At 60.2% G+C, this 13145-nt stretch carries 7 protein-coding genes; all 7 read right to left on the bottom strand.

Features of this window, described 5'->3' with window-relative positions; genetic code table 11:
• Positions 1 to 99: 99 nt before the first annotated feature.
• Positions 100 to 1434 carry a sugar porter family MFS transporter gene (locus LRS06_RS02540; RefSeq protein ID WP_257870036.1) on the bottom strand — a complete coding sequence of 445 codons (1335 nt, stop codon included), beginning with the start codon at positions 1432 to 1434 and terminating at the stop codon, positions 100 to 102.
• 73 nt (positions 1435 to 1507) lie between these two features.
• Positions 1508 to 3223: a RagB/SusD family nutrient uptake outer membrane protein gene (locus LRS06_RS02535; RefSeq protein WP_257870035.1), complete on the bottom strand. Its 1716-nt coding sequence runs from the start codon at positions 3221 to 3223 to the stop codon at positions 1508 to 1510.
• Between the two features lie 166 nt (positions 3224 to 3389).
• Positions 3390 to 6560, bottom strand: coding sequence for a TonB-dependent receptor (locus tag LRS06_RS02530; RefSeq protein WP_257870034.1), 3171 nt, complete (start codon positions 6558 to 6560; stop codon positions 3390 to 3392).
• A 375-nt stretch (positions 6561 to 6935) separates the two neighbouring features.
• The gene (locus LRS06_RS02525; protein WP_257873363.1) at positions 6936 to 9647 is read right to left on the bottom strand and encodes a substrate-binding domain-containing protein; all 2712 of its coding nucleotides are present in this window, start codon (positions 9645 to 9647) and stop codon (positions 6936 to 6938) included.
• Positions 9648 to 10614: 967 nt separating this feature from the next.
• Complete coding sequence (locus LRS06_RS02520) at positions 10615 to 11043, bottom strand: hypothetical protein (protein ID WP_257870033.1); 429 nt, start codon at positions 11041 to 11043, stop codon at positions 10615 to 10617.
• Positions 11044 to 11161: 118 nt separating this feature from the next.
• Entirely contained in the window at positions 11162 to 11914 is a 753-nt protein-coding gene (locus LRS06_RS02515) for an SDR family NAD(P)-dependent oxidoreductase (protein WP_257870032.1), read from the bottom strand.
• Positions 11915 to 12006: 92 nt separating this feature from the next.
• Positions 12007 to 12951: an AraC family transcriptional regulator gene (locus LRS06_RS02510; RefSeq protein ID WP_257870031.1), complete on the bottom strand. Its 945-nt coding sequence runs from the start codon at positions 12949 to 12951 to the stop codon at positions 12007 to 12009.
• Between the last annotated feature and the right edge of the window lie 194 nt (positions 12952 to 13145).

The raw sequence follows: 13145 nt of genomic DNA, 5'->3' as shown, positions 1-13145 counted from the left end.
CAGCGGTGAGACGGCAGGCGCCCGCGTAAAAGTCGCCGGTACGGTTTGCGTGACGGTAGCTAAAGTTTCTACGGTCACTTCTGGCGGCTAATCGGGCGGTTAGTGCAGCACGAGGGTTTTCTCCACGTGTTCCAGGGAGGTGCCTTTGGTTTCGGGCATCATGCGCCACACAAAAAGGAGCTGAAGCACCATCATCGAGCAGAAAAAGGCGAAGGTATTGCCGCCGCCCAGCTTTTCGGCCAGGGACGGGAAGGTGAAGGCAATGAGGGCCGCCATCACCCAGTGCGTGCTGGAGCCCAAAGCCTGGCCCTTGGCGCGAACGGTGTTGGGGAAGATTTCGGAGATAAACACCCAGATAACGGCCCCCTGCGAGAAGGCGAAAAAGGCAATGTAGACGAACAGCAAAGCTGGTACCAGCATACCACCCAGGGCCTGGAAGTTTTCGGTGTAGAACGTCCAAGCCACCAAACCCAGCGTGGCTATCAGGCCAAACGAGCCGATGAGCATGAGCTTGCGACGGCCAAACTGGTCGATGACGCGGCGGGCCAGCAGGGTGAAGGCGAAGTTGACCAGCCCCAGCCCGGCCGAGGAGAGCAGGGCGGAGCTTTTGCCCAGGCCCGTCATTTCGAAGATGCGCGGGGCGTAGTAGATGATGGCGTTGATGCCGGATACCTGGTTGAACAAGGCAAACAGCACGGCTAGCATGACGGGTCCGCGGTGCTGGCGGGCAAACAACGACCGGCCGCCGGCGGCCTCATCGGCCGCGTTGGAGGTGAGGATGTCGGTTACCAGCTGATCGGCACCGGCCGCGTCGATGCGGCGCAGCACGGCGCGGCCTTCCTCCACGCGGCCCTGGCCGAGCAGCCAGCGGGGGCTTTCGGGCACCCGGAACAGCAGCCCGAAAAACGCCAGGGCCGGCACCACCTGCACGCCCAGCATCCAGCGCCAGTCCTGCTCCCCGGCGCCCGTGAGCAGGTAGTTGGAAAGGTAGGCGGCCAGGATGCCAAACACGATGTTGAACTGGAACATGGCCACCATCTGCCCGCGCCGGGCGGCCGGGGCCACCTCCGAAATATACAGCGGCGCCGTGACCGAAGAAGCGCCCACGCCCAGCCCGCCCAGGAAGCGGAACAGCATAAACGCATACCAGTTGGAGGTGAGGGCCGCACCCAGAGCCGACACGAAGTAGAGCACGGCAATCCAGATCAGCGTCTGGCGGCGGCCCAGCTTATCGGAGGGAATGCCCCCGAAGATGGCGCCGATAACCGTGCCGATGAGGGCCACGGCAATGGTGAAGCCATGCTCGCCGGCACTCAGGCCCCAGAGCTGCTGAATGGCTTTTTCGGCCCCGGAAATAACGGCCGTATCGAAGCCGAACAGAAAGCCGCCCAGCGCCACAACCAGGGACCAGAAGAAGACGTTGCTATTTTTCATAAAAAGTACGCTAGAGGGGTGGGAGCGTTGGTAGCGCGAACGTTGTAGTTCGCGCTACTACCAGGTGGGCCAGCTACCAGTTTGGGTTTTGCTTGTAGAGGCCTTTGCTGAAGTTGATTTGGTTGAGCGGGATGGGCAGGTACTCGTCGCGGCCGCGCTGGAACTGGGCATTTTGCAGGTACTGGCGGCGGGTTTTCTCCACGCTCAGGTAGGTGTTCAGGTAGTCGGCAGCAATGCCCCAGCGCACCAGGTCAAAAAAGCGGGTGCCCTCCATGGCAAACTCCAGGCGCCGCTCCCAGCGCAAAGCCTCGCGGGCGTATTCCTGGGTCCACTGGTCGGCGGCGTACTCCCCGATGCGGTAGTTGGATACCGGCTGACCGTTGATGTCCTTAAGCAGGGTAGTGCTGGCGGCGGCCCGGCGGCGCAGCTCGTTGATGAGGGGCAAGGCCTCGGCGGCGCGGTTCAGCTCAATGAGGGCTTCAGCCTTCCACAGCAGCACATCAGCGTAGCGGATGACGGCCCAGTTCTTGGTGCTGCTCATGAAGGGCGGCAGCTTCTGGAAGCTCTGGTCCTTAGGCCCTACCAGCTCTTTCTGCGACATAAACTGGCCGTAGATATCGGGCACGCGCACCCAGCTGCGCTGAAACACGAAGGAGGGGTCGTACTTCCAGGGGTGGGTAGGAATGGCCACGGTGTGGTCGAGGCGCGGGTCCACGGCGTTGGTCTGGAAATCGGCCGGGGCGGTAAGGCTGGTGGTGTTGAAGGAAGTGAATAGCGGCAACCCCTGGGCGTCGGTTTTGAAGGCGTTGACCAGGTTCTGGCTGGGCTGGTGGAAGCCGCAGCAGCCAAACTCCGCATTCATGGGGTAGTTGAGCTTGTTGCCCTGGTTGATGCGCCCGCGCGGGGTGCCGTCGTCCTTGGAAAACTGGATGGCAAACACCGACTCGCGCCCGTTGTCGAACTGCGACTGGAAGTTGTTGCCGAAATCGGGGGAGAGGCTGTGCTTGCCGGAGTTGATGACTTCATCGGTGAGTCGTACCACCTCCTGCAGCTTGGCCTGATCGATGCTGGTAACCTGGTGGTTGTCGTTCTGCCCGTAGGCCTGAAACAGGCGCGTTTTGGCCAGATACGCCTTGGCCGCCACCTGGCTGGCCCGACCTACTTCCCCTTGCGAAGCTGGTAGGTTGTCTACTGCAAACTGGAAGTCGGCGGCAATCTTGTCCCAGAGCTGCTGGCTGGTCAGGTCCACGTTCGAAATCTTCTCGTAGTCGGCTACGGGCACAGTTTCGTCGATGTAGGGCACCCGGTCAAACAGTTCCTTGAGCAGGAAATAGAAGTGCCCGCGCAAAAAGCGCATTTCGCCCTGGCGGATGGCCTTGTTGGGCATATCCACCTTGTTGAGGCGCGTGAGGGCCTCGTTGGCGCGGGAAATGCCCACGTAAAGGCGGAACCACACTTCATCGGTGTTGCCGATGTCGGGGCGGTTGAAGGTGAAGGTTTCGTAGAAGTGGAAGCCCTCAATGTCGCCGGTGCCCCCGCCGCCCTTGTAGGCGTCGCCGGAGCGCAGGTTGCCGTAGGGCCACAGCGAGCTGAAGGGCGCCGTGAAGCCGTCGTTGGCCAGGGCGGAGTAGGCCGCAATTACCTGCTTTTCGGCGCCTTCGGGCGTGTTCAGGTTCTCGTCGCTCAGGGCCCCGCGCGGCGACACGTCCAGGAAGTCCTTGTCGTTGCAGGAAGTAGCCGACGCGGCCAGCAGCGCCGCCGTGAGGGTAAGTAGCTGTATCTTTTTCATTGTGGGAAGCAGAGTTGGGAGAGGGGTCAGTCGGCCGTCATTCCGAGCGAAGTCGAGGAACCTCGCGTGCTGATGTAGGGGTGGTAATCAGAAGTTACCACACTAGCGAGATGCTTCGGCTGCGCTCAGAATGACGTTCTGGGAATGATTTTCACTTCCAGCCATGCTAGAAGGTCACGTTCAGGCCGGTAGTGAAGGTTACCGGGATAGGGTAGCCGAACGTCTGGATTTCGGGGTCGAGGCTGGTGTAGGCGTTAGGGCCTTTGCGGTCTTTGAGGGTGAGCAGGTTGGTGCCCTGCACGTAGAGGCGCACTTGCTGCAGGCGGAGGCGGCCCGTCAGGCGCTGGGGCACCGAGTAGCCCAGCTGGGCGTTGCGCAGCTTCAGGTAGGAGCCGTTTTCCACGAAGTAGCTCGACTGGCGCAGCTCGTTGTTCTGGTTGAGCAGGGACACGGCCGGGATAGTGGAGCCGTTGTTTTCGGGCGTCCAGGCATCCAGCACGCGCTTGCCCCAGTTTTCGCCGGTCACGTAGCTGAAGTCGGTGCGGAACTTGGTCTCGTTGTACACCTCCAGGCCCTGCACGCCCTGCCAGAACAGCTGCACGTCGAAGCCCTTGTAGCTGGCACCCAGGTTCAGGCCGTAGATGAAGTCGGGCTGGTTGCTGGTAATCCAGGTCTGGTCGAAGTTGTCGATTTTGCCGTCCCCGTTCAGGTCGCGGTAGCGGATGCGGCCGGGGCCGGCGCCTACCTGGGTGGCGTGGGTGTCTACCTCGCCCTGGCTCTGAAAGAGGCCATCGGCCACATAGCCGTAGCGCGAGCCAAACGGCTGCCCGATGATGGTCACGTCCTGCCCGTTGCCGCCGTATGCGTTGATAACCTCGCGGGGCAGGGCCGTTACCTGGTTGCGGTAGCTGCTCAGGTTGCCCGTGATGTTGTAGGCAAAGCCGCTGCCGGCCAGTTCGTTCTGGTAGCCCAGCAGGAACTCCCAGCCCTTGTTTTCGATGGAGGCGCCATTCACGAACCGGTCACCGCCTTCGCCGACTACGGCCAGGTACGGCGGCTTCACCAGGATGTCCTTGGTGTTCTTCACGAAGTAGTCTACCGAGCCGGTGAGCTTGTTCTGCAGCAGACCGAAGTCCAGGCCTACGTTGGTTTGGGTGGTGGTTTCCCACTTCAGCTGGTCGTTGCCCTGTTGAAAGCGGCGGTAGCCCGAGGGCAGTGCCCCGGTTTTGTTGCCCGCAATGTCGTAGGCTGTGCCTTGGTCGGGGTCCCAGGTGGGGTCGGTGCCGTATACGGGGCGGTAGAGGCTGTAAGCCGCGTCGTAGGCAATATCCTGGTTGCCGGTCTGGCCCCAGCCGGCGCGCAGCTTCAGGTCCGAGACTAGCGCCACGTTGTCTTTCAGGAAGCTTTCCTCCGAGATGCGCCAGCCCGCCGAAGCGGCCGGGAACACGCCAAACTGGTTTTCCTTGCCAAAGCGGGAGCTTCCGTCGCGGCGCAGCGTGGCCGAGGCCAGATACCGCTCGTTGAAGGAGTAGTTGACTTTGCCGAAGTAGGAGGCCAGCCGGTAAGCCGAGGCAAAGCCGCCGTTGTCCTTGTTGGCCGAGCCCGCGTCGAGGTAGGCGTAGTCCAGGTCTTCGATGGCAAAGCCGGTGCGCTGGGCCGATATTTCGGTGAAGGTATAGCTGATGCGCTCCGTGCCGGCCAGCAGGTCGAACTGGCTTTTGCCCAGGGTGAGGTTGTAGTTGAGCGTGTTCTGCCATACCCAGTTGCCAAACGTGCGCTCCACGTTCACCAGGCGGTTCAGGTTGTCAGACAAATAGCCCGACTTGTAGCGCTTAAACAAACTGCGCTGGCTGAACAAGCTGTAGTCGATGCCGAAGCTGGTGCGCAGGTGTAGGTTTTTCACCAGCTCCAGGTCGGCAAAGGCGTTGCCGAAGGCCCGGTTGGTAGCCCCGTAGTTCTGCTTGTTGTCTTCCAGCAGGCGCACAGGGTTCTGGCGGTCGGCAATGCCGTTTACCGGCCCGCCCCAGCCCACACCATCCACGGTGCGCACCGGCACAATGGCCAGCTGCAGCACCGATACGCCCAGGGCCTGCCGGTCTTCGCCGTAACTCTGGCGGCTGCGCGCCAGCGTCAGGTTCTCGCCCACCTTCAGCTTGCCATCCAGAAAGGAGTAGTCCGAGTTCAGGCGGCCCGTAAAGCGCTTGAAGTTGGAGTACTTCACCACGCCGTCGTTGTCGTAGTAGTTTAGTGAGAACAGGGCGTTGCCCCGCTCCCCACCGCTGGCCAGGTTCACGTTATAGCTCTGGATCAACGAGCGTTGCTGAATTTCCTCAAACCAGTTGGTGTCGGCAGCGCGCTGGGTCTGGTCGGCGTCGATAAACTCGGGCACTACCACCTCATCCAGCACCGGGCGGCCATTGGCGTCGGTGTGGGAGCGGAACATATAGAGCGGGCTGCTGGGCGTGAGGCCGTCGTTCACAGCCGCCTGCCAGTAGGTGCGGCCGTACTCCTGGGTGTTGAGCATGGGCGCCAGCTCGCGCGGGTGCTGCACGGTGGCAAACGTGCTGAACTCCACCCGGTTCACGCCTTTGCGGGCCTTTTTAGTGGTGATGATGATGACGCCGTTACCGGCCCGGGAGCCGTAGATGCTGGCCGCCGAAGCGTCCTTGAGCACCTGGATGCTTTCGATGTCGTTCTGGTTGAGCTGGTTGATGCCGTCCTTGGTCGGAATGCCGTCAATCACGTACAGCGGGTCGTTGTTGCCGAGCGTGCCCAGCCCCCGAATCCGCACCGAAACACCCCCGTCGGGCGCTCCATCGGTATTGATGCTCACGCCCGGCACGCGGCCCTGCAGGTTGCGCATGATGTTGCCGGAGGGCAGGTCTTTCACCTCGTCCACCTTCACCACGGCCACGGCCCCGGTCAGGTCGGCTTTGCGCTGCACCTGGTAGCCGGTTACCACCACCTCGTCCAGGGCTGCCACGTCCGTCGCCAACTTCACGCTGAAGCTGGTGCGGCCTGCGGCGGACACTTCCTGGGTTTTGTAGCCGATAAAAGAAAAGATGAGCGTAGCGTTGTCGGGTACGCTCAGGCTGAACCCGCCGTCGGGGCCGGTGCTGGTCCCAATGGTCGTGCCTTTCACCACAACAGTCACGCCGGGCAGGCCCGCGCCCTGGTCGTCGGTCACGCGGCCGCTGATGGGCGTTTCGGCCAGCCGGGCCGTGGCGCCGGCGTACCGGAGGGTAGCCGCCTGCACCGGGCCGGTCAGGGCCAGCGGCCCCGCCGCCAGCATCGACAGGAACATTGCCTGCCGCACAAAGGGTACTGTTTCTTTCATGGGAATTAAAAGGAATAAGGGAGCAACACCAGGGCCGACGAGCGACGACCGAAAACGATTCCGGAACGCTCAGTCAAAAAAGCCAGCCGGCAGTAAGCACCACCGCGCCGCCCGGTCCGGCTCCTGTATTTGTAGGGAGCGGGCCCGGCGGCGCGGCAACAGCTTAGGGAAGATGGGTAGCTTTCATGACTGATTGTTTCCCAAATCTCAGTCGAAACTCCAGCGGGAGCTTCCTTTATTCATTCAGATTCTTCCAAATTTTAGACCCAGCCCCGCAAACGTTTTCTGGTTTAATAATCAATTAGTTATAGATAAAGTCGATACAGATAGTGTAAGCCTGCCTTCTATTTTTGATACCTGATTTTCACTTTTGATTCAGGCACTGGGCGTCGTATGCAAAGCCCGGAACTCCGAAGGCGACACTTGGTAGCGGGCCTTGAAGCTGGTGGAGAAGTACGAAGGCGTGGAGAAGCCCAGTTGATAGGCAACTTCGGCAATGGTCAGCTCTTCCGTGAGCAGGAGCTGGCGCGCCTTGGTCAGCCGCTGGCCCTGGATAAAGTCGGTGACGCCGGTGCCCAATACGGCCTTTACTTTGCGGTAGAGCTGCACCCGCGAGATGCCCAGGCTACGAGCCACATCCTCCACGCTTAAGTCGGAGCGGGTGAGGTTGGCTTCCACAATGGCCGTGAGGTCGGCCAGGAATTTCTGGTCCACGCGCTGAGGCGCCACGGTGGCGGTGTCTACGCTCAGCTCGCGGCGAAAATGCTCTCGCAGCTTGTCGCGGTTGGCCAGCAACGTGCGCAGGCTTTCCAGCAGAAAGGTAGGGTTGAAAGGCTTGGTCAGGTAGAGGTCGGCGCCGGCCTGCACGCCTTCCACCTGCTGCTCGGGGGCGCTGCGGGCCGTAAGCAACACCACCGGAATGTGGGAAGTGCGCCAGTCCTCCTTGAGCTTGGCCACCACTTCCAGCCCACTGATTTCGGGCAGCATCACGTCGCACACAATCAGGTCGGGAATGGTATCGGCGGCCATGCGCAGCCCGGTGGTGCCATCGGTGGCGGCACTCACCTGGAAGTGCGGCCGCAGCTTCTGCACCAGAAAGGCGTTGACTTCCGGGTTGTCTTCGATGATGAGCACCAGCGCCTCGCTGGTGGCGCCTTGTGCCAGGGCCGGTAGCGGGGTTTCAGTGGGGCTGGCCACAATACCTTCCTCCAGGGTGAGCATAGGAGCGGGGAGGGAAGCCGCGGCGCTGGCCTTCAGGTTGGCCGGCAGTTCCAGCGGGAGCGTCACCACAAACGTGCTGCCCTGCCCCGCCTGACTAGTGAAAGCCAGTTGCCCTAAATGCAGGCGCGTCAGGCCCAGGGCCAGGGCCAGGCCCATGCCCGAGCCTTTGGCCACTGACTGCTGCCCCTGGTAAAACCACTCGAAAATGTGCGCCTTATCCTGCTCCGAAATGCCGCGGCCGGTATCCTCCACGCTCACGCGCACGGCCTGCTCGGCCGCCACCACCTGAATACTGACGGTAATCTGCCCGCGCTCCGGGGTGAACTTCAGGGCGTTGGATAACAGGTTGAAAAACACTTTATCCAGAATGTTGGCATCAAACCACAGCGGAATAACGGGCTGGGCCGGCAGAAACCGGAGGCTAATACCACGCTGCCGGGCCGGCCGCTCAAACACGTCCATAATCTCGCGCACAAACGCGACCAGATTGCCTTCCGTGGCCCGCACCGGCATTTTGCCCACGTCAATCCTGCGGAAGTCCATCAGCTGGTTGACCAGCTGCAGTAGCCGCTGGGCATTGCGCCGGATCAGACTTAAGTCGTGCCGGTGGGCGGCCGGCACGTTGCTACCGCTGGTGAGCATTTCCTCCACCGGCCCCAGGATGAGGGTGAGCGGGGTGCGCAGCTCGTGGGAGAAGTTGGTGAAAAAGCGCAGCTTGGCTTCCGTTTCTACCCGGGCCTGCTCGGCAAATTCCTGAATCTGGTTGCGCTGGAACAGGATTTCCTGGTTTTGTAAGGCTAGCTGGTGGTTGATGCGGCGGTTGGCCCGAAAGGCCCGCCATACCAGTAAGCCCAGCAGCGCCGCGCCCAGCAGCGCCGCCGCCAGCACGTACAGCACCGTTTGCTGGCTGGCATAAGTGTCGCGCTGCTTGCGCAGCAGTTCTTGCTGCCGCTGGATATCCTGCTGCTGGCTGGCGAGCTTCTCCGTCTGGAGCTTCATCGTCAGCACGTTGGTTGAGTCGATAACCATGGTGCTGAGAATATTCTCTTTCTCGTAGGGCTGCTTGCGCAGGATTTTCATGGCCATCCGAATAGCCTCCTCCCCACCCGGTGAATACAGCAGCGTAGCGTTGATAATGCCATCCTGCACCAACTGAATGCCCCCGTGCGCACCGGGCAGCCCGTCTACGCCCACAATTTTGATACGCCGCTCCAGACCCAGCTGCTTGCACACCTGGTAGGCTCCCAGCGCTAGCCGGTCGTTGTGGGCAAAAATCAGGTCGATGTCCGGCTGCGCTTTCAGCACGGCCGGCAGCCGTGCCAGCACGGAGGGCCGTTCCCAGTTGCTGTTCAGCTCGCCTACCAGCTTCAAGCCCGGATACGCCATCAACGCCTGGACAAAGCCGCGGTGCCGGTCAACGGCGGGGGAGGAGCCCGGGGCACCTAGTATTTCCAGCACGCGGCCCTGCCGCCGCAGTAAGTTGGCTACGTAGTTGCCGGCCGTGCGGCCTACCTCTTCGTTGTTGCCGCCTACGTAGGCGGTGTAGAGTTTGGAGGTGGTGCGTCGGTCCAAAATAACCACCGGAATACCGCGGTTGTAGGCCTCCTCCACAATGGGCGTCACGGGCTCGGCTTCATTAGCCGATACAATCAGTAGGTCGATGCCTTCCTGCAGAAATTCCCGGATGTGTTTTTCCTGCCGGGCGCTGCTGTTGTGGGCATCCTTCATCCGAAACGTTACCTCCGGATAAAAGCTCAGTTCTTTCTGCATACCCGCCAGCATAGCCAAGCGCCAGGCATCCCCATTGGTGCACTGAGAGAAACCAATGACATAGCTCGGCTTGTCGGCAGCCGTTACCGGGCCCATCCACAAAGTCCCTAGCACCAGAAGGATGCAAACAATCAGCCTACTCATGTGGGCAATGTGAAGTATAGAACAAAGAACAACCCGCCAGCCGCATTTAGCAAAGGTGGTTTAAAGGCCAACGCAAACAGCCAACGCTTTGTGCAAACTTACACCAGCTATGCGGGTGGTTGACGATATCCAAGCATATAGAATTAGCTCCTTTGCTGGAAGACATTGAAAAGTATGTTTTCAAGTATAAGCGAAGCAGGAGGCAGCCGTAAAAGTATGGTATACGATGCTCAGCCTAAGTACCTCTGATAGCTACCTTGCTCAGCACTCAACAAAACCTAATGAAACAAAGCCATATACCGCGGCGTTGCGGAAACACCTTATGTGGCCATGGGTTGGCAGGCTCAGTTCGCGCTGAGCCCTAGAGCTCAAGTAAGTAAATGCGAAGTCTACTATCTGCCCAGTCACGTTGTTTGGGGATACACGGAAAGTGGCAAGAGGAAAGACCGTAAAACAAATCTCTTAAGGGTTTCGGGTGCCACGCTAGGTGTTGACGACTTGGCTATCCTTCCTACTAGTTGGAATATGACCGTTGGCAAAACTAGAATTTGCCAACGGTTTATGGCAAATAAGCCAACGCTTGGTAACAGGGTAGGAGGAGTGAAGTACTTATTACAACTCCATAGAGCCATTCCACGCTTGTTAAAACCTGTTTGCCAGTATATTGCTAAACCCAGCGGAATCACTAAAACGCTCCTAGCACCTCGCTAGGGGCGTTTTTATTTTACTGCCAACGGTTTCCCAACAGCTGAGCAAAAAGCCGGATAAAGGGGTAGATAAGACTGGTTAAAGAGTTACTGGCAGTGCATTGGGTAATGGTTCCTAAGCAAAGAAGAAAAGCCCCCGTACAACTGGTTGGTTGTACGGGGGCTTTTCTTCTTTAGCTATAGGTGCTACCGATGGCAGTTTCGGGCCGTTTTTATTTCTTGTCCGTGTACGCTTTCAGCCAGGCAGCAGCTTGCTCACCATCCGTGAATACGCAGTAGACTAGGGCGCCTTCTCTTGCCTGTTGCATCATGGTGCTCATGGCTAATCGGGCAAAGACGTCCTCCGGCAATAAGACAGCCGCTACCATTTCTTTCTGGATGGCATGGCTGACGATGAGCCACTGGTCTTTAATCCACTGACGCTCTTCTTCCGTGTAGGGCGCCATCAGCCGCTGATTGGCAATCATCTTATTCCACCCCCGGCTCTTCATCAAATTCTCCAGATGGGTGAGAAAGGCCTGGTGAGCCTGACGGTCTCGCGGGCCTGCCTTGAAATCTACAATGATGTAGCCGTCAGCATGTGCGTATAGCCGGCCTATGGGGTTCTCAAAATATAGCGAAGCAAGTTCCAGATGTAACATCGAAGGGGAGCTGAAAAAGGACCCGAATATAGACGATGGAATTAGCTGGTCATACTATATTACGCAACGGGAATGGCCACTACACCAGCCAACAGAGGCAGACATAACAGCCGAACAGTTACAGCACCATCCCGCCCGTGGCCTCAAGGCGTTGGCCGTTAAGCCACCGGGCCGCATCGGTGCAAAGGAAGGCTACGATGCCCCCAATGTCATCGGGCTGGGCGGTGCGGCCAAGGGCCGTCATTTGGGCCACCCAGGCGCGAATTTCAGGGGTATCGGTCATGGCACCACCGCCAAACACGGCGCCGGGCGCCACCACGTTAGCCGCAATGCCCCGGCTGCCTAGCTCCACGGCCAGGTAGCGGGTGAAGACCTCCACCGCTCCTTTCATGCTGGCATAGGCCGAGACGCCGGCAAAGGAGCTGCGGGTAGTGGCCGAGGAAATGTTGACGATGCGGCCCCCGTCGCGCAGCAGGGGCAAGGCCATCTGTGTGAGAAAGTACACGCCTTTGAAGTGGATGTTGAGCATCTCGTCAAACTGCGCCTCGGTCATCTCGGTGATGGGGGCGCTCAGGCTGGTACCGGCATTGTTGATGAGAAAGTCAAACCGGTCGACGCCAAACGTATTGGTCAGGGCGGTGGTAACCTGCTCGAAGAAAGCCGCAAAGGTGCTGAGGTCAGCGGCATTCAGGGGTAGGGACACAGCGCGGCGGCCCAGGGCTTCGATATCGGCCACTACAGCCGCAGCTTCGGCTTGCTGGCTGCGGTAAGTCAGGATGACGTCGATGCCCTGCTGGGCAAGTTTCAGGGCCATGTCTTTGCCCAGGCCACGGCTGCCGCCGGTCACGAGGGCAATTTTGGAAGTACTCATAGGAGTGCGTTTGCGGTGTTAAATGAACACGACAAAGGTCCCGCGCCTCACGGCCAGTAGTGTTGTACCGGCCAATCAGCTTGTTGTATAAATCAAGCCGGCATAGCCTCGGGCGTGCGAAAAGCGCCGGGACTCATGGCGGCGTAGCGGCGGAAGAAGTGGGAGAAGTGCGCCACATCCACAAACCCCAGGCTGTCGGCAATTTCCCAGAGCGTCCAGTTGGTTTGGCGCAGCAGGGCCTTGGCTTCCTGGCCCAGCCGCTCGCCGATAAGGTTGGTGGTGGTGCGGCCAGTACTGTCTTTGAGCACCTTGTTGAGGTGGTTGACGTGCACGGCCAGGCGGTCGGCAAAGTCCTTGGCCGTTCGCAGCTGCACGCGCTGCTGAGGCGTTTCCAGCGGAAACTGCCGCTCCAGCAGCTCCACAAAGCGCGAGGAGAGCCGGGCCGCAGCCGAATGGGCGGGGTGCAGCGTGGTAGCGGGCTGCCGCTTCTGGCCCAGGTGCAGCAGTTCCAGCACGTAGGCCCGCAGCAGGTCGTACTTGTGGGTGTAGTCAGAGGCCAGTTCCTCCTGCATCTGGGCAAACAGGGCCGATGCCCGCGCCGCTTCAGTGGGCGTCAGCTGGAATACGGGGTAGCCGTTGGCCCGGAACAGGGGCAGCTCGTCGGGGGTGCCGCCACCGAGAACGGGCAGCAGAAACTCGGCGGTGAAAAGGCAGAAATGCCCCTGCTGCGGCTCGGCGGGCCACCATTGAAACGGTACTTTGGGCGTCGAAAACACCAAGGCATCGGGCTCGATGGCAATAGTTTGGTTGGCGTATTCGGTGCAACTGCGGCTACGCAGCAAGCTGATTTTGTAGAAGGAGCGGCAGGGGTAGGGCGTGTCGGGCCGCAGGGACATGGACTCCGAGAGGTCGGCCAGATCAAACACGTTGAAGTGCCCGACCTCACGCTGAATGTCTGCGGGAAGCAGGGTGCTCAGTTCCAGGCCGGTGCAGGGAGCCAATTCCTGGTAAAGGGCACTGAGCGAATCAGTCGTCATGGCAGCAGTCTGATTGTACGATTCAAAGCAACTGCAACCTGCCGCAGGGCAGAAAGTTTGCCGTACCCCGTAGAACTGCCCGTTGCAGGGGCACGGCTGCCCAGAGCACACCCAAGCCCCAAGCTGGAAATGCAAGCGGCCCGGTCAGCGGGCAGCGCAAACATTGGAGGTGGCCCGATGACTGGGCAGCCGCA

It is taken from the genome of Hymenobacter sp. J193 (genome assembly GCF_024700075.1).
Lineage (GTDB): Bacteria > Bacteroidota > Bacteroidia > Cytophagales > Hymenobacteraceae > Hymenobacter.
This window is presented reverse-complemented; position numbering and strand designations above follow the sequence as displayed.